Consider the following 20,955-nt stretch of genomic DNA (forward strand, 5'->3'; position numbering starts at 1 on the left):
ACTGTGCTCCTTAGAAAGGAGGTGATCCAGCCGCACCTTCCGGTACGGCTACCTTGTTACGACTTCGTCCCAATCGCCAGTCCCACCTTCGACAGCTCCCTCCCTTACGGGTTGGGCCACCGGCTTCGGGTGTTACCGACTTTCGTGACGTGACGGGCGGTGTGTACAAGGCCCGGGAACGTATTCACCGCAGCAATGCTGATCTGCGATTACTAGCAACTCCGACTTCATGGGGTCGAGTTGCAGACCCCAATCCGAACTGAGACCGGCTTTTTGAGATTCGCTCCACCTCACGGTATCGCAGCTCATTGTACCGGCCATTGTAGCACGTGTGCAGCCCAAGACATAAGGGGCATGATGACTTGACGTCGTCCCCACCTTCCTCCGAGTTGACCCCGGCGGTCTCCTGTGAGTCCCCATCACCCCGAAGGGCATGCTGGCAACACAGGACAAGGGTTGCGCTCGTTGCGGGACTTAACCCAACATCTCACGACACGAGCTGACGACAGCCATGCACCACCTGTATACCGACCACAAGGGGGGCACTATCTCTAATGCTTTCCGGTATATGTCAAGCCTTGGTAAGGTTCTTCGCGTTGCGTCGAATTAAGCCACATGCTCCGCTGCTTGTGCGGGCCCCCGTCAATTCCTTTGAGTTTTAGCCTTGCGGCCGTACTCCCCAGGCGGGGAACTTAATGCGTTAGCTGCGGCACCGACGACGTGGAATGTCGCCAACACCTAGTTCCCAACGTTTACGGCGTGGACTACCAGGGTATCTAATCCTGTTCGCTCCCCACGCTTTCGCTCCTCAGCGTCAGTAATGGCCCAGAGATCCGCCTTCGCCACCGGTGTTCCTCCTGATATCTGCGCATTTCACCGCTACACCAGGAATTCCGATCTCCCCTACCACACTCTAGCTAGCCCGTATCGAATGCAGACCCGAGGTTAAGCCTCGGGCTTTCACATCCGACGTGACAAGCCGCCTACGAGCTCTTTACGCCCAATAATTCCGGACAACGCTTGCGCCCTACGTATTACCGCGGCTGCTGGCACGTAGTTAGCCGGCGCTTCTTCTGCAGGTACCGTCACTTTCGCTTCTTCCCTGCTGAAAGAGGTTTACAACCCGAAGGCCGTCATCCCTCACGCGGCGTCGCTGCATCAGGCTTTCGCCCATTGTGCAATATTCCCCACTGCTGCCTCCCGTAGGAGTCTGGGCCGTGTCTCAGTCCCAGTGTGGCCGGTCGCCCTCTCAGGCCGGCTACCCGTCGTCGCCTTGGTGGGCCATTACCCCACCAACAAGCTGATAGGCCGCGGGCTCATCCTTCACCGCCGGAGCTTTTAACCCCCACCCATGCAGGCAGGAGTGTTATCCGGTATTAGACCCCGTTTCCAGGGCTTGTCCCAGAGTGAAGGGCAGATTGCCCACGTGTTACTCACCCGTTCGCCACTAATCCACCCCGAAGGGCTTCATCGTTCGACTTGCATGTGTTAAGCACGCCGCCAGCGTTCGTCCTGAGCCAGGATCAAACTCTCCATGAATGTTTACCCGTAATCGGGTGCACACGCACTTAGAGCGGGCCGATCATGTCGGAATAAGACCGATCGACCACTGCGTCCTCGCTGTGTAATCGCCTGCAAGCACCACCATCCCGAAGGATGGCGACCTCACAGGTCTTTTTCAAAGGAACCTCATCCACCGAAATGGACGGGGTATCAACTTTTGGCGTTGATTTTTGGCACGCTGTTGAGTTCTCAAGGAACGGACGCTTCCTTTGTACTCACCCTCTCGGGCTTTCCTCCGGGCGCTTCCTTCGTTCTTGCGTTTCCGACTCTATCAGAGCCAGTCTCGCTTGTTTTCCGCCTTCCAGGTTCTCCGCTTTCGCGCTTTTCCCATTCCGGCGATTCCAACTCTATCAGATCATTTCCGTGTCGTTTCCGACTCGGATTTGAATTCGATGGCCGTTGGAGGGCCTTTCCCTTTCAGGTGGATCAGACTTTATCAGGTGTCCCTGAGTGCTTGATTCCCACCCGCTCGCATGGTCGGTCGGGCACACGTGTGTGCCCGGGTCCGTGCGAGGTGGAGACGTAAACGTACTGGAGCGGGGCCCCCGGATGCAAATCCGGTTGCCCCGCTCCGATACGGGCGTTACGGCGAGGCTCAGACCTCGACGACGACCGGGAGGATCATCGGGCGGCGGCGGTAGCCGTCCGAGACCCACTTGCCCATGGTGCGGCGGATGAGCTGCTGGATCTGGTGCGGCTCGGCCACGCCGTCGGCGCCGGCGCGCGCGATGGCTTCCTCGATCTTCGGCAGGACCGCGGTGAACGCCGAGTCCTCGATGCCGGAGCCCCGGGCCTGGATGTTCGGGCCGCTCACGACCTTGCCCGTGGTGCTGTCGACCACCACGTAGACCGAGATGATGCCCTCGTCGCCGAGGATGCGGCGGTCCTTGAGCGAGGCCTCGGTGACGTCACCGACCGAGAGGCCGTCCACGTACACGTAGCCGGCCTGGACCTTGCCCGAGATGCGGGCCTTGCCGTCGATCAGGTCGACGACCACGCCGTCCTCGGCGATGACGATGCGGTCCTTGGGGACACCCGTCATCGCGCCGAGCTCGGCGTTGGCGCGCAGGTGGCGCCACTCGCCGTGGACCGGCATCAGGTTCCGCGGCTTGCAGATGTTGTAGAAGTACAGCAGCTCGCCTGCGGAGGCGTGACCGGAGACGTGCACCTTGGCGTTGCCCTTGTGTACGACGTTGGCGCCCCATCGGGTCAGGCCGTTGATCACGCGGTAGACCGCGTTCTCGTTGCCCGGGATCAGGGACGACGCCAGGATCACCGTGTCGCCGGGGACGATCCGGATCTGGTGGTCGCGGTTCGCCATGCGGGACAGGGCCGCCATGGGCTCGCCCTGGGAACCCGTGCAGACCAGGACGACCTCGTGGGCCGGCAGGTCGTCGAGGGTCTTCACGTCCACGACCAGGCCCGGCGGGACCTTCAGGTAGCCCAGGTCACGGGCGATGCCCATGTTGCGGACCATCGAACGACCGACGAAGGCCACACGGCGGCCGTACTCGTGGGCCGCGTCGAGGATCTGCTGGATGCGGTGCACGTGGCTGGCGAAGCTCGCCACGATGATCCGGTTGTGGGCGTTCGCGAAGACCGTGCGCAGGACGTTGGAGATCTCGCGCTCGGGCGGGACGAATCCCGGGACCTCGGCGTTCGTCGAGTCCGAGAGGAGGAGGTCGATGCCCTCCTCGCTCAGACGCGCGAAGGCGTGCAGGTCGGTGAGGCGCTTGTCCAGCGGCAGCTGGTCCATCTTGAAGTCGCCGGTGCACACCACCATGCCGGCGCCGGTGCGGATGGCCACGGCCAGCGCGTCCGGGATGGAGTGGTTGACCGCGATGAACTCGCAGTCGAAGGGACCCAGGTTCTCGCGCTCGCCTTCCTTCACCTCAAGGGTGTAGGGGCGGATGCGGTGCTCCTGGAGCTTCGCCTCGATCAGGGCGAGCGTCAGCTTGGAGCCGATCAGCGGGATGTCCGGCTTCTCCCGGAGGAGGTAGGGGACGGCGCCGATGTGGTCCTCGTGACCGTGCGTGAGCACGATGCCCTCGATGTCGTCGAGGCGATCCCGGATGGACGAGAAGTCCGGCAGGATCAGGTCGATGCCCGGCTGCTCCTCTTCGGGGAAGAGGACGCCGCAGTCGACGATCAGCAGGCGACCGTCGAACTCGAAGACGGTCATGTTGCGGCCGATCTCGCCGAGGCCGCCCAGGGGGGTGACCCGGAGGCCGCCCTTGGGGAGCTTCGGCGGCGGGCCCAGTTCAGGATGCGGATGGCTCAAAAGTGTCTCCTCACCACACGCGCCACGTACCTCGTAGGCACGTGGCGCGCATGTCATTCGTGCACTTGCTTATGCGGTTTCGGATTGTGCTTGTTCAGTTGTGAAGTCTGTTGTCAGAGCTGTACCCCGCCGGCGGCAAGATCGATCTTGAGCTGCGCCGTCTCTTCGGCGGTCAGCTCGACGAGCGGGAGCCGGAGCGGGCCGGCGGGAAGTCCTTGCAGGCCGAGGGCGCCCTTGGTGGTGATGACGCCCTGCGTGCGGAACATGCCGGTGAAGACGGGGAGCAGCTTCTGGTGGATCTCGGTGGCCTTCTGGACGTCGCCGCCCAGGTGGGCGTCGAGCATCGCGCGGAGTTCGGGGGTGACCACGTGGCTGACCACGGAGACGAATCCGACCGCGCCGACCGACAGGAGGGGCAGGTTCAGCATGTCGTCGCCGGAGTACCAGGCCAGACCGCTCTGGGCGATGGCCCAGCTGGCGCGGCCCAGGTCACCCTTGGCGTCCTTGTTGGCAACGATACGGGGGTGCTCGGCCAGCCGGACGAGCGTTTCGGTGTTGATCGGGACACCGCTGCGGCCGGGGATGTCGTAGAGCATGACGGGCAGCTCGGTGGCGTCCGCGATCGCCGTGAAGTGCCGGTAGAGGCCTTCCTGCGGCGGCTTGCTGTAGTACGGCGTCACCGCGAGCAGGCCGTGGGCGCCGGTGTGCTCCGCCTGTCGGGCGAGTTCGAGGGTGTGCCGGGTGTCGTTGGTGCCGATGCCCGCCACCACGTGGGCGCGGTCGCCGACGGCTTCGAGTACGGCTCGTACGAGGTCGTTTTTCTCCGCGTCGGTGGTGGTCGGCGACTCACCGGTGGTGCCGTTGATGATCAGGCCGTCGTTGCCTGCGTCCACCAGGTGGACGGCGAGCTGCTGCGCGCCGTCGAGGTCGAGTGCGCCATCAGCCGTGAACGGCGTGATCATGGCGGTGAGGACCCGCCCGAAGGGGGTCTGCGGAGTCGAGATCGGAGCCATGGGTAACACGCTACTCGCTGCCATGCTCGCGGTGTCCCCTCGGGGGACGTGAACCGAGTGTTGGAGCCCGGCACTGCCTGCTCGGGGGTTCAAGCAGTGCCGGGTCCGTTTGATCAGCCTAGATGAACTTTACGAAACGCCGCAATACGGACACTTGGGACTTGCGCCGCACATCTGTGCGCCGGGCGTGGCTCCGGCCTTACGGGGCAACGCGACCGTTCGCGTTGTACGCGGCGTACGTGAGCGGCATGAGACCGGCCCAGTGCCGCTCCATCTTCTCGCCGACCATCTCGATCTCCCGCTGCGGGAAGGACGGGGTGGTGGCCAGCTCGTGCTGGGTGCGCAGTCCGAGGAAGTGCATCAGCGAGCGCGCGTTGCAGGTGGCGTACATCGAGGAGAAAAGTCCGACCGGCAGGACCGAACGGGCAACCTCCCGGGCCACGCCCGCCGCCAGCATCTCCTGGTAGGCCTGGTAGGCCTGGACGTAGGAGTCCTCCATGACGCGGCTGGTCAGCTCCTGCTGCGCGGCGGTTCCCTCGACGAAGACGTACTTGCCCGGTCGGCCTTCCTGGATCAGCTTGCGATCCGCGTCCGGGACGTAGAAGACCGGCTCCAGCTCCCTGTAGCGGCCCGATTCCTCGTTGTAGGACCAGCCGACGCGGTGCCGCATGAACTCGCGGAACACGAAGATCGGGGCGCTGATGAAGAAGGTCATCGAGTTGTGCTCGAAGGGGCTGCCGTGGCGGTCGCGCATCAGATAGTTGATGAGGCCCTTGGAGCGCTCGGGGTCCTTCTGGAGCTCCTCCAGGGACTGCTCGCCGGCCGTGGAGACACGGGCGGCCCACAGCACGTCGGAGTCGGCGGCGGAGTGCTTCACCAGCTCCACCGTCACGTCACTGCGGAAGCTGGGTTTCAGGTCTGAAGCGGCGTTCTCGCTCACCGGGGGTCCTTCCGAACGGTATTACCTGGGGCGCGCCCACTCTACGGCGCGGGGAACGGCTCGATTCCCAGGCCGGGGCGGTGGCGGGGTCACCCGTACAGCTGACGCTCCGCCACGTGATTCGGCGAATGTTCCGATTCGCGGCACGGATCGGGGACTTCGGACGTCTTACCTGGAGAACGCACCACGTGGCCCGCGGGCCCTGACCGTGAGGAGAGTGCCTCCATGTTTCGCCGGCGCGAACCCGTCCCCTTCGCCTTCGTCGCCGAGGCCGACCGATTCCGCAGTAACGTCACTCCACCGCCGCGAGAGAGTCTGGCCAAGACGCAGATCGCCGCCCGTACGCTGGTCGGACTGACCGTGGTGGCGGGGCTCGTCGGCTCGCTGCTCTTCGGCATGCCGGCACTGCAGCCGCACAAGGCGCCCCAGAAGTCACAGCAGTCGGAGGCGTCCGAGGGGCGGTAGCCTCACGGGCACAGCCCAACCGAACGTGCATGTGAGTGAGGTCCAGCCGTGCCCCTGCCCTTCTTGACGGCCGACGGCGTCTTCGACGCGCACGAAGAAGAGACACTGCCCCACGACGATCCCGACCGCTGGCGTCGGCCCTACCGTCCCGGTCCCTGGCGGGTCGCCGTCGCGGCGCTGCTGCTGCTGCTCTCCGCCTTCATGCTCCTGGCCACGATGATCGTCGCCTTCGCGGGCACCTGGGGCGGGGCGATGCTCTCCCTGGCGGCCGCGCTCGCCGTGGTCGGCGCGACCCTGCGCCTGCTGCGCATGGGTGTCTGGGTGAGTCGTACGGGGCTGCGCCGGGTGGCGTTCTTCGGGACGCGCTCGGTCGCCTGGAGCAAGATCGACAGCATTCGCACCGTGCAGCAGCCGGTGCGCTGGCTCGGACTGCCGAGGACCGTGCAGGGTCAGGCCCTGACCGCGGCGGCGCGCGACGGCGCCGAACTGCCGGTGCTCCTGACCGACCACAACGCCGATTTCCTGGCCCGGTCCGAGGCTTTCGACCGGGCCGCCGGGATGGTGGAGGCGTGGGCCGACGAGTACCGGGCCGTCCCCGCCTGAGCCGTCCCCGGCGCACGTGGAGCCCGTACGGGAATCAGACCTGTACGGGCTTTCCGTCGTGCAGGGCGATGGCGCGCTGCATGGCCTTGCGGGCCCGCGGGGTGTCGCGGGCGTCGTGATAGGCCACGGCGAGCCGGAACCAGCTGCGCCAGTCGCCCGGCGCGTCCTCGGTCTCGACCTTGCGGCGCGCGAAGACCTCGTCGGCGGAGTCCCGCAGGATCCGCCCGTACTGGTCCCGCTCCAGCTCGTCCGCCGGCAGGGCGCCCTCGGCCTCCAGCTCGGCGGCGAGCTGGTTGGCCTTGGTGACGAACCGCGTGTTCTTCCAGAGGAACCAGATGCCGATGACCGGCAGGACCAGCACGGACAGGCCCATGGTGACGGTGAGCCAGGTGCCGTGCTGAAGCAGCATCAGGCCCCGGCTGCCGACCAGGACGAAGTAGACGACCAGGACGGCGGCCGTGAGGAAGTACGTGATCTTCGCGCGCATGGGTACTACTGCCTGCTCATCAGCCGAGGTCGAGGAAGTGTTCCAGGCCGAAGGTGAGGCCCGGGGTCTGCGTCACGCGGCGTGCGCCGAGCAGGATGCCCGGCATGAAGCTGCTGTGGTGCAGGGAGTCGTGACGGATGGTGAGGGTCTCCCCCTCGCCGCCGAGGAGCACCTCCTGGTGGGCCAGCAGGCCGCGCAGGCGGATGGCGTGCACGGGGACGCCGTCCACGTCAGCGCCGCGGGCACCGTCGAGGGCGGTGGCCGTGGCGTCGGGCTGGGCGCCCAGACCGGCTTCGGCGCGGGCGGCCGCGATGAGTTGCGCGGTGCGGGTCGCCGTGCCCGAGGGGGCGTCCACCTTGTTGGGGTGGTGCAGTTCGACGACCTCGACGGACTCGAAGTAGCGGGCGGCCTGAGCGGCGAACTTCATGGTGAGGACGGCGCCGATGGAGAAGTTGGGGGCGATGAGCACCCCGGTCTCCGGGGAGCCGGCGAGCCAGGTGTTCAGCTCGGCCAGGCGCTCCTCGTTCCAGCCGGTGGTGCCGACGACGGCGTGGATGCCGTGCCGGACGCAGAAGTCGAGGTTGTCCATGACGGCGGCGGGAGTGGTCAGCTCGACGACGACCTGGGCGCCGGCGTCGGTCAGGGTCTCCAGCTTGTCCCCGCGGGTGAGCGCGGCGACCAGTTCCATGTCCTCGGCGGCCTCGACGGCCTTGACCGCCTCGGCGCCGATGCGCCCCTGGGCGCCGAGAACCGCGACCCGCAGCTTGCTGCTCATGCTCGTGCTTCCTTCGCTTGCGTCTCACAGGGCCGGGTGCCGGCCGGCCGGGGCGGACCGGCACCCGGGAACCCAGGATCTCAGGCGACCGCTTCGTCGAGGCGGGCGGCCTGCTTCTCCTTCAACGGTCCGATCACGGCGAGCGACGGCTTGTGGGCCAGCACGTCCTGCGCGACGGCCCGGACGTCGTCCGGGGTCACGGCCGCGATCCGGGCCAGCATGTCGTCGACCGACATCTGGTCGCCCCAGCACAGCTCGCTCTTGCCGATCCGGTTCATGATGGCACCGGTGTCCTCCAGGCCGAGGACCGTGGAGCCGGACAGCTGGCCGACGGCCCGCCCGATCTCCTCGTCCGTGAGCCCGTCCGAGGCGACCTTGTCCAGCTCGTCCCGGCAGATCCGCAGCACGTCGTGGACCTGGCTGGGCCGGCAGCCGGCGTACACGCCGAACAGGCCGGTGTCGGCGAAGCCCGAGGTGTACGAGTACACGCTGTAGGCGAGGCCGCGCTTCTCGCGGACCTCCTGGAACAGCCGGGAGGACATGCCGCCGCCGAGGGCGGTGTTCAGCACGCCCAGCGCCCAGCGGCGCTCGTCGGTGCGGGCGAGGCCGGGCATGCCGAGGACCACGTGGGCCTGCTCGGTCTTGCGGTTGACCAGTTCGACGCGGCCGGCGGTGCGGATCCGCTTGGTGCCGCCGCGCGGGCCGATCGGCTCGGCGTCGGTGCGACCCAGGGCGCCGGCCTTCTCGAAGGCCGCGCGGACCTGGCGTACGACCTTGTCGTGGTCGACGTTGCCGGCCGCGGCCACGACCAGGTGGGTCGGGTCGTAGTGCTTCTTGTAGAAGCGGCGGATCCGGTCGGCGCCGAGCGCGTTGATCGTCTCCACGGTGCCGAGGACGGGACGGCCCAGCGGGCTGTCGCCGAACATGGTCTGCGCGAACAGGTCGTGCACGCAGTCGCCCGGGTCGTCCTCGGTCATGGCGATCTCTTCGAGGATGACGCCGCGCTCGGCGTCGACGTCCTCCTCGCGGATCAGCGAGCCGGTGAGCATGTCGCAGACCACGTCGATGGCCAGCGGCAGGTCGGTGTCGAGCACCCGTGCGTAGTAGCAGGTGTACTCCTTCGCCGTGAAGGCGTTCATCTCGCCGCCGACCGCGTCGATCGCGGAGGAGATGTCCAGGGCACTGCGCTTGTCGGTGCCCTTGAAGAGGAGGTGCTCCAGGTAGTGCGTGGCGCCGTTGAGCGTGGGCGTCTCGTCCCGGGAGCCCACGTTCGCCCAGATGCCGAAGGTGGCGGAGCGGACGGAGGGCAGCGTCTCGGTGACGATGCGCAGTCCGCCGGGCAGGACCGTGCGCCGGACGGTGCCGATGCCGTTCTGCCCCTTGAGCAGGGTTTGGGTACGGGCGACGGCCCGCCCCTCCGAAGAGGGGCGGGCCGTCACACGGGAACTACGCGACGTCACTTGTCGGAGTCGTCCTTGTCAGCGTCGGCGTCGGCTGCTTCGCCCTCGACCACGGGGACGAGGGAGAGCTTGCCGCGGGAGTCGATCTCGGCGATCTCGACCTGGACCTTGGTGCCGACCGCGAGCACGTCCTCGACGTTCTCCACGCGCTTGCCACCGGCGAGCTTGCGGATCTGCGAGATGTGCAGCAGGCCGTCCTTGCCCGGCATGAGGGAGACGAAGGCACCGAAGGTGGTGGTCTTGACGACCGTACCCAGGTAGCGCTCGCCGACCTCCGGCATGGTCGGGTTGGCGATCTGGTTGATCGTGGCGCGGGCGGCCTCGGCGGCCGGGCCGTCGGCGGCACCGATGTAGATGGTGCCGTCGTCCTCGATCGTGATCTCGGCGCCGGTGTCCTCCTGGATCTGGTTGATCATCTTGCCCTTGGGGCCGATGACCTCACCGATCTTGTCCACCGGGATCTTGACGGTGATGATCCGGGGGGCGTTCGGGGACATCTCGTCCGGCGTGTCGATCGCTTCCATCATCACGTCGAGGATGTGGAGGCGGGCGTCGCGGGCCTGCTTGAGGGCGGCGGCCAGAACCGAGGCCGGGATGCCGTCGAGCTTGGTGTCCAGCTGGAGCGCGGTGACGAACTCCTTGGTGCCGGCGACCTTGAAGTCCATGTCGCCGAAGGCGTCCTCCGCACCGAGGATGTCGGTGAGGGCGACGTAGTGGGTCTTGCCGTCGATCTCCTGCGAGATCAGACCCATGGCGATGCCGGCGACGGGGGCCTTGAGGGGCACACCGGCGTTCAGCAGCGACATGGTGGAGGCGCAGACCGAGCCCATGGACGTCGAGCCGTTGGAGCCGAGGGCCTCGGACACCTGACGGATCGCGTAGGGGAACTCCTCGCGCGTCGGGAGGACCGGCACGATCGCGCGCTCGGCGAGCGCGCCGTGGCCGATCTCGCGGCGCTTCGGCGAACCGACGCGGCCGGTCTCGCCGACGGAGTACGGCGGGAAGTTGTAGTTGTGCATGTAGCGCTTGCGGGTCACCGGGGAGAGGGTGTCCAGCTGCTGCTCCATGCGGAGCATGTTGAGGGTGGTGACGCCCAGGATCTGGGTCTCGCCACGCTCGAACAGCGCCGAGCCGTGCACGCGCGGGATGGCCTCGACCTCGGCGGCGAGGGTACGGATGTCCGTGATCCCGCGGCCGTCGATGCGGACCTTGTCCTTGATGACGCGCTCGCGCACCAGGGCCTTGGTGAGGCTGCGGTAGGCGGCGGAGATCTCCTTCTCGCGGCCCTCGAAGGCCGGGAGGAGCTTCTCGGCGGCGATCTCCTTGACGCGGTCCAGCTCGGCCTCGCGGTCCTGCTTGCCCGCGATGGTCAGCGCCTGGGAGAGCTCGCCCTTGACGGCGGCCGAGAGGGCCTCGTACACGTCGTCCTGGTAGTCCAGGAAGACCGGGAACTCGCCCTCGGGCTTGGCGGCCTTGGCGGCCAGGTCGGCCTGGGCCTTGCAGAGGACCTTGATGAAGGGCTTCGAGGCGTCGAGGCCGGCGGCCACGACCTCCTCGGTCGGCGCCTCGGCGCCGCCCTTGACCAGGGCGATGGTCTTCTCGGTGGCCTCGGCCTCGACCATCATGATCGCGACGTCGCCGTCCTCCAGGACGCGACCCGCGACGACCATGTCGAAGACGGCGTCCTCGAGCTCGGTGTGCGTCGGGAAGGCGACCCACTGGCCGCGGATCAGCGCGACGCGGACGCCGCCGATCGGGCCGGAGAAGGGCAGGCCGGCCAGCTGGGTGGACGCGGAGGCGGCGTTGATCGCCACGACGTCGTACAGGTGGTCGGGGTTGAGCGCCATGATCGTCGCGACGACCTGGATCTCGTTGCGCAGACCCTTCTTGAAGGACGGGCGCAGCGGGCGGTCGATCAGGCGGCAGGTGAGGATCGCGTCCTCGGAGGGCCGGCCCTCGCGACGGAAGAAGGAGCCGGGGATCTTGCCGGCCGCGTACTGCCGCTCCTCGACGTCCACCGTGAGGGGGAAGAAGTCGAGCTGGTCCTTGGGCTTCTTCGACGCGGTGGTGGCGGACAGCACCATCGTGTCGTCGTCCAGGTAGGCAACGGCGGAGCCGGCGGCCTGGCGGGCCAGACGGCCCGTCTCGAAGCGGATGGTGCGGGTGCCGAAGGAACCGTTGTCAATGACGGCCTCGGCGTAGTGGGTCTCGTTCTCCACTAGCGATATCTCCATTTTCGTCGTCTCCGTCCGTCACCCGTGTGGTGACGAACGGTGTTGGAGAAGCGCTCCTGGCGTGCGGGCCGGTCTTCGATCGAAGCACCCGGTTCGTTGCCCTCGCTGGGCTTTCCGGATGCCACTACCGAGGACCGGCGGCGTAGGGAGGGCGCTCCTCCTCTTCGGTTGTGCGCGTGTGCTTCCAGACTACAAAGCGTGTGGTGCGTCGCGCACGTACAGCAAAGGGAGCGGCCCCCTCGTGTGGGAACCGCTCCCTTCACAGCGTCTTTACTTGGCGCCGGCCGCACCGCGGCGGATGCCGAGGCGCTCGACCAGCGCACGGAAGCGCTGGATGTCCTTCTTGGCCAGGTACTGCAGCAGGCGGCGACGCTGGCCGACCAGGATCAGCAGACCACGACGGGAGTGGTGGTCGTGCTTGTGGGTCTTGAGGTGCTCGGTCAGGTCCGAGATGCGGCGGGAGAGCATCGCGACCTGAACCTCGGGGGAGCCGGTGTCGCCCTCCTTGGCACCAAATTCTTCGATGAGCTGCTTCTTCGTTGCGGCGTCGAGCGGCACGCGTACTCCTCAGTATTGGGTCTTCGTTGCCACCGAGTGCCCCAGGTCGAATTCTCTGGGGATCTTCCGTTACTCGGGAGGCGAGGTCCGCTGAGCGCAGCCTCCAGAAGATCTCCGGGGGCGCGTACACAAACGGCCGTCACACAGCGTACCAGGCTGCCGGGTCCCGGCAGTCTCAGCTGGTGAGAGCGCGGGCCCGGGAGTAGACGTCGAGCACGGCCAGGGTCAGCGGGACCAGGCTGAGCAGCACTGCGGCCTCGGTGAGGTCGAGCGTCCGTCCCCAGAAGGGTGACAGGCCCTTGCGGGGGATGACAAGCGCAATTGTGGAGAGGAGGACCGCGCCGGCGGCGACGGCGGCCGAGAGCCAGATCGTACGGAGGTCCAGTGCGCCGCGGCCCCCGTGGCGCAGGAGTTCCGCGACGAGGTCGGCCGGCGGGTGCAGGGCCAGGCCCAGGACGAGCAGGGCGACGGCGGCGAGACCGGCGGCGAGGGCGCACACCACCTGCGAGGTGTGGCGGAAGAGCCGGGCCCTGAGCAGCATGGCGAGGCCGGTGGCCAGGGCGAGCAGTCGGCCCCAGGTGTCGTCGGAGAAGCCGAGGACGGCGGCGGCGCCCACGGCGACGGCCGCGCAGCCGCCGACGAGGCCGAGCAGCATCTCGTGGCCGCGGCGGGCCTGGACGGCGATGGCCTCGGCGTCGAGGGCGGCCGGGTCGCGCCGGGCCTCGGCGCCGGGGTCGGCCGGGTCGGTCGGGGCGCCGGACGGCCGGGTCTCGTGCCGCTCGGGGATCTCGTGGTCGCCGGCGGAGCTCTGCGGGGCGGCGTAGCCGATGGGCAGCCGGGCGAAGCGGGCGGAGAGGCCGGGGAGGAAGGCGACGAGGCCCACGGCCGCGGGGGCGCAGACGGCGGCCATGGCGGTGGCGGAGCCCTCGGTGGCGATGGCCGCGAAGGCGGCGAGGGTTCCGGTGGCGGCCAGGAAGGTGGCCGCGACGAAGGGGGCGTCCCCGTTCGGAGTGAGGGCGACCAGGGCGACGGCGGCCACGAGGGCGCAGAGGCAGCCGAGGAGGAACTGGAGGCGGCCGGGTCCCTGGCCGGCCGCGGGGGCGACGATGCCGGAGCCGGCGATCAGCAGGTGCGGGAGGGCGGCGAGACCGAGGGCGACGGCCGAGCCCCGGTCGTCGTACACCCGGGCGCGGACGCCGGCGGCGGCGACGAGCAGGACGGCGACGGCTCCGGCGATGACGCCGGGCAGGCCGTGCATGTCGTGGCGGACCGGGTCGGCGTACCAGAGGACGAAGCCGAGCAGGACGAGCAGGACGGCAGCGCCCGCCAGGCCCGCTCCGCGCAGCATGTCGTCGCTCCAGCGGTGGCGGTCGCGGACGACGGCCGAGGCCACGGCGTCGGAGACGTCGTCGAAGACGGCGGACGGCAGGGACTCGGCGAAGGGGCGCAGGCTGAGCACCTCGCCGTCGAGGACCTGCTGGGCGGCGAGGGTGCGGGCGCCGTCGAGGACCACCCCGGAGCGGCGTACGAGGTGGAAGCCGGTCGGTGCGCCGACGGGCTGGGTCTGGCCGGTGAGGCGCAGCAGTTCGGGGTAGACGTCGGCGACGGCGATGTCCTCGGGGAGGGCCACGTCTATCCGGCTGTCCGGGGCCACGACGGTGACCCTGCAGAAACCCGTCGCCTCGGCCGTACTCACCTGTGTGACCCCCCTGGTTGGCGTGCTCGACCGCGCGCGTGCGCGGGCCGATTCGCGGTTGCGCATGCCGCGCGCGGTCACCCTACCGGGCCTGCGTCCGAGGGCCGGCACGTAGGATCGCCGTCGCGCGGAGGAGTCCCCCTCCGTGTGCGGGACTTGGGGGCGTCGGTCGCGACGTCTCGTCCGTTTCCAAGGGATTGATGCTCCGGTGAGCCAGATCGTCGTCAAGCGCCCGCCCCGGGCGCTGCCGCCCGAAGTCCCTTCGGACGACCTGAGGATGGAGGCGCCGCCGGAGCTGCCGCGCGGGCAGCAGGAGGGCATGCTGATGCAGCTCCTGCCGATGCTCGGCATGGGTTCGTCGGTCGTCTTCTTCTTCATGCCGGGTACGGCGCCGTTCATGCGCGTGATGGGCGTGCTGATGCTGGCGTCGACCGTGGGCATGGTGATCGCCCAGTTGGTGCGTCACCGGCGCGGTACGCAGGGGCAAATGGCGGACGTGCGGCGGGACTACATGAAGTACCTGGCGCAGACGCGCCGGCAGGTGCGCAGGACGGCGCGGGCGCAGCGCGACGCGCAGTGGTACCTGCACCCGGCCCCGGAGCAGCTGTGGTCGGTGGTGGCCGAGGGATCACGGCTGTGGGAACGGCGGGTCGGGGACGCGGACTTCGGGCAGGCGCGGCTGGGGCTGGGCCCGCAGCGACTGTCGACCGCGTTGGTGGCTCCGGACACGGCGCCGGTGGACGAGTTGGAGCCGCTGACGGCGGGCGCGATGCAGCGGTTCCTGAAGGTGCACTCCTCGTTGGACGGGCTGCCGGTGGCGGTGTCGATCCGGGCGTTCTACCACGTGACGGTGTCCGGGGAGACGGAGTCGGCGCGCGGGACGGCGCGGGCGTTGGTGGCGCAGTTGACGACGTTGCACTCCCCCGAGGACCTGATGGTGGCCGTGGTGGCCGCGCCGGGGGCGGTGCCCTCGTGGGACTGGACGAAGTGGTTGCCGCACACGCAGGTGCCGGGTCAGGTGGACGGCGCCGGCACGAAGCGGCTGTTCGGTGACGACCTGGGTGAGCTGGAGGGGTTGTTGGCCCCGCGCCTGGAGGGGCGGCCGCGCTTCAGCCGGGAGGTCTCCCCCGTGTTGGACCAGCCGCACCTGGTGATCGTGCTGGACGGCGGGATCGTGCCGCCGGACTCGGTGTTCGCGGCGGTCGAGGGCCTCCAGGGCGTGACCGTCGTCGAGGTGGTCCCGGGAGAGCTCGACGAGCCGCGCGGCGGCTTGTCCGTGGTGGTGCGGCCGGGTCGGTTGCGACTGGAGTCGGGCGCCGGCATCGCGTACGAGGGGGTGCCGGACACCCTGTCGTTGCCCGCGGCGGAGGCCTTGGCCCGGCAGTTGGCGCCGTTGCGCACGGGTGGCGGTGACGAGGACGAGCCCTTGTTGGCGAATCTGGACTTCACGGACCTGCTGAACCTGGGTGACGCGGCCTCCATCGACGTGTCGCGGACGTGGCGGCCCCGGTCGGCCGGCGAGCGGTTGCGCGTGCCGATCGGAGTGGGCGAGGACGGCTCCCCGGTCATGCTGGACCTCAAGGAGGCCGCCCAGGAGGGCATGGGTCCGCACGGTCTGTGTGTGGGTGCGACCGGCTCCGGGAAGTCGGAGCTGCTGCGGACGCTGGTGTTGGGCCTGGCGGTCACGCACACCTCGGAGACGCTGAACTTCGTCCTCGCCGACTTCAAGGGTGGTGCGACGTTCACGGGCATGGGGCAGATGCCGCACGTGGCGGCGGTGATCACCAACCTGGCGGACGACCTGACGCTCGTGGACCGCATGGGCGACTCGATCCGCGGCGAGTTGCAGCGCCGGCAGGAGTTGCTGCGGTCGGCGGGCAACTACGCGAACGTCCACGACTACGAGAAGGCGCGGGCGGCCGGTGCGCCGCTGGAGCCGTTGGCCTCGCTGGTGTTGGTCATCGACGAGTTCTCCGAACTGTTGACGGCGAAGCCCGACTTCATCGACATGTTCATCCAGATCGGTCGCATCGGGCGTTCGCTGGGCGTGCACCTGTTGCTGGCGTCGCAGCGGCTGGAGGAGGGCAAGCTGCGCGGGCTGGACACCTACCTCTCCTATCGGGTGGGTCTGCGGACGTTCTCGGCGGCCGAGTCGCGGACCGCGCTCGGGGTGCCGGACGCGTACCACCTGCCGTCGGTGCCGGGTTCGGGGTACCTGAAGTTCGGTATGGACGAGATGACCCGCTTCAAGGCGGCGTACGTGTCGGGCACCTACCGTTCGGGCGGGCCCGACCTGTCGGTGGGGCTGTTCCCGTTGGAGCGCCGGCCCGTGCGGTTCACGGCGGCGCCGGTGCCGGTGGTGTACGCCGCGCCGGACCCGGCGTACCTGGCGGCGCGGGCCGCCGCGCAGGGGGGCGACGCGCAGGCGGACACGGTGCTGGACGTGATCGTGGGCCGGCTGGAGGGGCAGGGCGTGCCGGCGCACCAGGTGTGGCTGCCGCCGCTGGACCAGGCGCCGCCGCTGGACCAGTTGCTGCCGGCCCTGGCCCCTTCGGCGGAGCGCGGGTTGCACGCGCAGGGGTACACGCGGCCCGGCGGGCTCGTCGTGCCGCTCGGCCTGATCGACAAGCCGTTCGAGCAGCGGCGTGAGGTGTTGTACCGGGACTTCTCGGGCGCGGCGGGCCACATGATGGTGGTGGGCGGTCCGCAGTCGGGCAAGTCGACGCTGATGCGGACGTTGATCTCCTCGTTCGCGTTGACGCACACCCCGCGCGAGGTGCAGTTCTACGGTCTGGACTTCGGCGGCGGCGGTCTGTCGTCGCTCGCGGAGCTGCCGCACGTGGGCGGGATCGCCTCGCGGCTCGATCCGGAGCGGGTGCGCCGGGCGGTCGCGGAGGTCGCGGGCATCCTCGACCGGCGCGAGGAGTTCTTCCGCGCCCACGGCATCGACTCGATGGGCACCTACCGTCGGCGGCGCGCGGCGGGCGATCTGCCCGGCGAGGCGTGGGGCGACGTGTTCCTGATCGTGGACGGGTGGGGCGGTTTCCGTACCGAGTACGAGGGCCTGGAGCCGGTCGTCACGGACATCGCCGGCCGCGGTCTGGGGTACGGGATCCACGTGGTGGTGACGGCCGCGCGCTACATGGAGGTGCGGTCCGCGCTGAAGGACCAGATGTTGAGTCGGCTGGAACTGCGGCTCGGCGACGTCATGGACTCGGAGTTCGACCGGCGGGTCGCCGCGAACGTCCCCACGGGGATGCCGGGTCGCGGTCAGGTGCCGGAGAAGCTGCACTTCCTGGGCGCGCTGCCGCGGATCGACGGTTCGCACAGCGCGGAGGACCTGTCGGAGGCCACGGCGGCGTTCGTGGCCTCGGTGAAGGAGGCGTGGACGGGCGCATCGGCTCCCGGCGTGCGGCTGCTGCCGCGGTTGCTCCACGCCGATCAGCTGCCCAAGGGCGGGGAGTACCCCTCGCGCGGGATCTCGATCGGCATCGGGGAGACGGACCTGGAGCCGGTGTTCGTCGACTTCGAGACCGATCCGTTCTTCCTGGTCTTCGGCGAGAGCGAGTCGGGCAAGACGAACCTGTTGCGGCTCATCGCCCGGCAGATCGCCGACCGGTACACCCCCGACCAGGCCAAACTGGTGGTCGGCGACTACCGGCGGGGGCTGCTCGGGGCGCTCCCGGAGGAGCACCTGTTGGAGTACGCGCCGATGGCGAGTTCCCTCCAGATGCACATGGAGGCGCTGGGCGGGGTGTTCTCCCGGCGCCGGCCGCCCGATGACGTGACCCCGCAGCAGTTGCGGGACCGCAGTTGGTGGACGGGCCCGGACGTCTTCATCATCATCGACGACTACGACCTGGTCGCGAGCAGTCAGGGCAATCCGCTGGCCGCGCTGGTGGAGTTCCTGCCCTTCGCCCGGGACACCGGCGTCCGCTTCATCATCGCCCGGAACGCGGCGGGGGCCTCGCGTTCCCTGTACGAGCCCTTCATGCAGCGGATCAAGGAGCTGGGGGCGCAGGGCGTGGTGCTGTCGGGCGACCCGTCCGAGGGTGACCTGATCGGCAGTGTCCGGCCGCGTCCGATGCCGCCGGGCCGGGGCTACTACGCCTCGCGCAAGCGGGGCACGTCGTTGGTGCAGATCGGGCGGTTGCCGAACTCCGCAGTGTGAGGCCGGCCCGAGAAGTCGAATCGCTCCCCCGCCCGCGGCGCCGGCGTCGATAATCGGGCCAGAACGCTGCACCGCCGTCGTACGAAGGGAAGGCCGCGCCATGGGGTCCCAGCAGGAGAAGGACGAGCTGTACGCGCTCGACATCAGCGGTGTCGAGTGGGAGGGCCCGCCCGGGACGAGTCCCGACGAGGAGCGGGTCGAGATCGCCAAGCTTCCCGAGGGGGCGGTGGCCATGCGGTCCTCGCTGGACCGGGAGACGGTGCTGCGGTACACGGCCGCCGAGTGGGAGGCGTTCGTGCTCGGCGCCAGGGACGGCGAGTTCGACCTGCGCTGAGGTCGGCGGGCGTCGGGAGACGCGGACGGGGCGCGCCCGGTGCGGGCGCGCCCCGTTCAGGCGCTCGGCGGCGGGGTGCCGGGAGACGGGTGCCAGGTGCCGGCTACCGGCTACCGGCTACCGGCTACCGGCTCAGTAGGCCTCGGTGAACAGGCGCGAGGCCTTCACGTCGGTGGCGCGGTAGTCGCCCTTGCCGGCCTCGATGAGCTTGGCGACGGTCTCCAGCTGCTTCTGCATGTGGTCGGCCGCGGCCTTGTACTTCGTCTGGAGGGCCACGTACTCGCGGTGCGCTTCACCGTCCCACGTGTCGGTGACGACCTTGACGGCCTGCTCCATCTCGGCCAGGTCCTTGAGGATGTTGTTCGACACGATCCGGATGCGGTCGGCCATCTGCTGGACGGTCTCGTACCGAACCCGGGTGTGGCCGGGGTCAACCATGGTCTTCTCCTTCGCGCTGGGGCTTGACGGGTGACGACGCCGGGTCAGATGTTGTTCAGACCGGACTTGTTGGCGGCGGCGAAGGTCGCTCGCACGTCCTCGTCCTGGGCGTTGCTCAGGTTCTTGGTCTGCGAGATCGCGTGGTGCAGCACCCCGAGCAGGCGGCGGATCTTGTCGTGGTCCAGGTTGATGTCCTCCTGGGCCTTGGCGAATCCACCGGCGCCCACACCGGTCCAACCAGCGCTCACCGTCGCGACGATGTCGGCCAGTTCACGGGACTGGGTGGTGACGGCCTGGGCCGTCTCGGAGATCTTGTTGGCCGCCTTGACGACCGGATCGTCCGCGAGTCCGAAATTGTTCGTCATCCGAAGCTCCTCTACATCTCAATTCGCCGGCAGAACCGGCGGACTGCGTGGCGGGGCGGATGTTCCCGGCGCGGCGTGGAGCCGCTCGCCTCGGAAGTCCCCCTCCGCTCCACGCGATCCCCCGATCACAGTCGTGAAGCTCGGCGTCACTCTAGTCACTCCGTCGCACCGACCCAACACCGGTGCCCCACAGCCTTCGTGGGCCGGTGATCGTTCACTGCAAACGGCGGCGGCGGGCGTCGCGGATGACGGTGGCGGCCCCCGCGATGACGCCGATGAGGACCACGCCGATCCCGAGGGCGTACGTGCCGAGGCGCTCCTCGCGCTCCTGGGCGGTCTCGGTGAGAGTCAGTCGCGCGGCCTCCGGGGCGGCCGCGGGTGGCGGCCCGGGGTCCGGGACGGGGGGCTTCGGGGGTTCACTGTCCTGGGTGACCGCGCGGACCGGGTCGACGACCCCCCAACCGACGTAGTCGTCGCGGCTGTTGACGGCGCGCTCGGCGGTGTTCTGGATCTGCCAGACGATCTGTCGCGGGGTCCAGTCCATGTGCTCGGCGCGCAGCAGGGCGGCCAGGCCGGCGACGTACGGTGCGGAGAAGCTCGTCCCGTTGTCGATGCACTGGCCGAAGCCGGGGACGGTGGAGACCATGTCGACGCCGGGGGCCGCGACGCCGACGAAGTCGCCGGGTTGAGAGAAGGAGGCCCGCTCGTTGTTGCGGTCGGAGGAGCCCACGGCGAGGACGTCGGGGAAGGCCGCCGGGTAGGTCTTGCGTTTCCGGCCGCCGAGGCCGTCGTTGCCCGCCGAGGCGATCACCACGACCTTCGCGTCGATGGCGCGCCTGACGGCCTTGGCCAGGTCGGAGTCCGCGCTCAGCTGCGCGTCGGTGTCCTGGGAAATGTTGATCACGTGTGCGCCCTTGGCCAGGGCGTGGTCGATGGCCTTGGCGAGGGTGGCGGCGTTGCCGTTGCCCTGGCCGTCGTTTTGCCGGATGGGGATGACGGTGGCCTCGGGGGCGAGGCCGACGAAGCCGGTTCCCTCCTGCGGGCGGGCCGCGATCAGTCCGGCGACCTTGGTGCCGTGGCCGACGGTGTCGGCCGTGCCGTCGCCGCCCTCGGGGGCAACGAAATCCTTGCCTGCGGCGATGTCGAGGGCCCCGCTGAGCTGCGGGTTCGCCCGGTCCACGCCGGTGTCGATGACCGCGACGCGGATGCTCGTCCCGTCCTTGGCCTTGCCCTTGGTCCGAGCCCAGAGGGAGTCGAGGAGCACCCGTTGCAGGGCCCACGGGCGATCGGCGATCTGCTTCTTCATGGGGAAGGTGCACTCACCGGCTCCGGAGACCCGGGAGGCGTACGAGGCGTATGCGGGGGACACGGCGTATGCGGGGGACGGGGCGTACGAGGCCCGGGGCGCGGCGGCGGCGCCCGCGGCCGGGACCGTGACGAGCGCGAGGGCGGAGGTGAGGAGCGCGGCCCGCGCGCTCACGCGCGCCGGACCGGGTCGCAGGGCCCCGGAGGCACGGGGTGCGCGGGAGGGGCGGGGGCGGGGCATCGGCGTCTCGGGCATCGGCGGCGTCC

At 69.1% G+C, this 20,955-nt stretch carries 16 protein-coding genes and 1 rRNA gene; 4 read left to right on the plus strand and 13 right to left on the minus strand.

Annotated elements, in window-relative coordinates; translation table 11 throughout:
* Positions 1–14: 14 nt before the first annotated feature.
* The 4 genes from OG906_RS10380 to thyX all read right to left on the minus strand — a co-directional run bounded on the left by OG906_RS10380 (position 15) and on the right by thyX (position 5,797).
* Positions 15–1,539: ribosomal RNA gene (locus OG906_RS10380) — 16S ribosomal RNA — on the minus strand.
* Positions 1,540–2,158: 619 nt separating this feature from the next.
* Positions 2,159–3,844, minus strand: a complete 1,686-nt coding sequence (locus OG906_RS10385) for a ribonuclease J (RefSeq protein ID WP_267797531.1) — start codon at positions 3,842–3,844, stop codon at positions 2,159–2,161.
* 113 nt (positions 3,845–3,957) lie between these two features.
* Entirely contained in the window at positions 3,958–4,857 is a 900-nt protein-coding gene (dapA, locus tag OG906_RS10390) for a 4-hydroxy-tetrahydrodipicolinate synthase (protein ID WP_329441997.1), read from the minus strand.
* Between the two features lie 199 nt (positions 4,858–5,056).
* A complete protein-coding gene (gene thyX, locus OG906_RS10395; protein ID WP_267827955.1) occupies positions 5,057–5,797 on the minus strand; it encodes an FAD-dependent thymidylate synthase in 741 nt (246 codons plus the stop codon).
* A 225-nt stretch (positions 5,798–6,022) separates the two neighbouring features.
* Between thyX and OG906_RS10400 the strand changes: the two genes are divergently transcribed.
* Entirely contained in the window at positions 6,023–6,262 is a 240-nt protein-coding gene (locus OG906_RS10400; RefSeq protein WP_053683883.1) for a hypothetical protein, read from the plus strand.
* A gap of 48 nt (positions 6,263–6,310) precedes the next feature.
* Positions 6,311–6,865 carry a PH domain-containing protein gene (locus OG906_RS10405; RefSeq protein WP_329442001.1) on the plus strand — a complete coding sequence of 185 codons (555 nt, stop codon included), beginning with the start codon at positions 6,311–6,313 and terminating at the stop codon, positions 6,863–6,865.
* 34 nt (positions 6,866–6,899) lie between these two features.
* Here OG906_RS10405 and OG906_RS10410 read toward each other — a convergent pair whose 3' ends face one another.
* From OG906_RS10410 to eccD, 6 genes are all read right to left on the minus strand, one after another.
* Entirely contained in the window at positions 6,900–7,352 is a 453-nt protein-coding gene (locus OG906_RS10410) for a hypothetical protein (RefSeq protein WP_267797535.1), read from the minus strand.
* A gap of 19 nt (positions 7,353–7,371) precedes the next feature.
* Positions 7,372–8,127: a 4-hydroxy-tetrahydrodipicolinate reductase gene (gene dapB / locus OG906_RS10415; RefSeq protein ID WP_329442004.1), complete on the minus strand. Its 756-nt coding sequence runs from the start codon at positions 8,125–8,127 to the stop codon at positions 7,372–7,374.
* Between the two features lie 80 nt (positions 8,128–8,207).
* The gene (locus OG906_RS10420; RefSeq protein WP_329442006.1) at positions 8,208–9,587 is read right to left on the minus strand and encodes a M16 family metallopeptidase; all 1,380 of its coding nucleotides are present in this window, start codon (positions 9,585–9,587) and stop codon (positions 8,208–8,210) included.
* Positions 9,584–11,806, minus strand: a complete 2,223-nt coding sequence (locus OG906_RS10425) for a polyribonucleotide nucleotidyltransferase (protein ID WP_053683892.1) — start codon at positions 11,804–11,806, stop codon at positions 9,584–9,586. The genes OG906_RS10420 and OG906_RS10425 overlap by 4 nt, the downstream gene beginning before the upstream one ends.
* A 285-nt stretch (positions 11,807–12,091) precedes the next feature.
* Positions 12,092–12,379, minus strand: a complete 288-nt coding sequence (gene rpsO, locus OG906_RS10430) for a 30S ribosomal protein S15 (RefSeq protein WP_329442008.1) — start codon at positions 12,377–12,379, stop codon at positions 12,092–12,094.
* A gap of 175 nt (positions 12,380–12,554) precedes the next feature.
* Positions 12,555–14,075 (minus strand): type VII secretion integral membrane protein EccD, encoded by a 1,521-nt coding sequence (gene eccD, locus OG906_RS10435; protein ID WP_329442010.1) that lies wholly within the window; start codon positions 14,073–14,075, stop codon positions 12,555–12,557.
* Positions 14,076–14,283: 208 nt separating this feature from the next.
* On the opposite strand from eccD, the gene eccCa reads away from it, so the two are divergent.
* Both eccCa and OG906_RS10445 read left to right on the plus strand, forming a co-directional pair.
* Positions 14,284–18,246 (plus strand): type VII secretion protein EccCa, encoded by a 3,963-nt coding sequence (gene eccCa / locus OG906_RS10440; protein ID WP_329442012.1) that lies wholly within the window; start codon positions 14,284–14,286, stop codon positions 18,244–18,246.
* A 100-nt stretch (positions 18,247–18,346) separates the two neighbouring features.
* Positions 18,347–18,580, plus strand: a complete 234-nt coding sequence (locus tag OG906_RS10445) for a DUF397 domain-containing protein (protein WP_053683900.1) — start codon at positions 18,347–18,349, stop codon at positions 18,578–18,580.
* Between the two features lie 132 nt (positions 18,581–18,712).
* On the opposite strand, the gene OG906_RS10450 is transcribed toward OG906_RS10445, so the two are convergent.
* From OG906_RS10450 to mycP, 3 genes are all read right to left on the minus strand, one after another.
* Positions 18,713–19,018 carry a WXG100 family type VII secretion target gene (locus OG906_RS10450; RefSeq protein WP_267797540.1) on the minus strand — a complete coding sequence of 102 codons (306 nt, stop codon included), beginning with the start codon at positions 19,016–19,018 and terminating at the stop codon, positions 18,713–18,715.
* A gap of 44 nt (positions 19,019–19,062) precedes the next feature.
* Positions 19,063–19,383 (minus strand): WXG100 family type VII secretion target, encoded by a 321-nt coding sequence (locus tag OG906_RS10455; RefSeq protein ID WP_267797541.1) that lies wholly within the window; start codon positions 19,381–19,383, stop codon positions 19,063–19,065.
* 214 nt (positions 19,384–19,597) lie between these two features.
* Entirely contained in the window at positions 19,598–20,944 is a 1,347-nt protein-coding gene (mycP, locus tag OG906_RS10460; RefSeq protein ID WP_443067369.1) for a type VII secretion-associated serine protease mycosin, read from the minus strand.
* Between the last annotated feature and the right edge of the window lie 11 nt (positions 20,945–20,955).

Source organism: Streptomyces sp. NBC_01426 (genome assembly GCF_036231985.1).
GTDB lineage: Bacteria > Actinomycetota > Actinomycetes > Streptomycetales > Streptomycetaceae > Streptomyces.

Coding starts and splice junctions, on each gene's coding strand:
- dapA (WP_329441997.1), bottom strand. CDS start 4,857: ATGGCTCCGATCTCGACTCCGCAGACCCCCTTCGGGCGGGTCCTCACC.
- OG906_RS10400 (WP_053683883.1), top strand. CDS start 6,023: ATGTTTCGCCGGCGCGAACCCGTCCCCTTCGCCTTCGTCGCCGAGGCC.
- OG906_RS10410 (WP_267797535.1), bottom strand. CDS start 7,352: ATGCGCGCGAAGATCACGTACTTCCTCACGGCCGCCGTCCTGGTCGTC.
- dapB (WP_329442004.1), bottom strand. CDS start 8,127: ATGAGCAGCAAGCTGCGGGTCGCGGTTCTCGGCGCCCAGGGGCGCATC.
- OG906_RS10445 (WP_053683900.1), top strand. CDS start 18,347: ATGGGGTCCCAGCAGGAGAAGGACGAGCTGTACGCGCTCGACATCAGC.
- OG906_RS10450 (WP_267797540.1), bottom strand. CDS start 19,018: ATGGTTGACCCCGGCCACACCCGGGTTCGGTACGAGACCGTCCAGCAG.
- OG906_RS10455 (WP_267797541.1), bottom strand. CDS start 19,383: ATGACGAACAATTTCGGACTCGCGGACGATCCGGTCGTCAAGGCGGCC.
- mycP (WP_443067369.1), bottom strand. CDS start 20,944: ATGCCCGAGACGCCGATGCCCCGCCCCCGCCCCTCCCGCGCACCCCGT.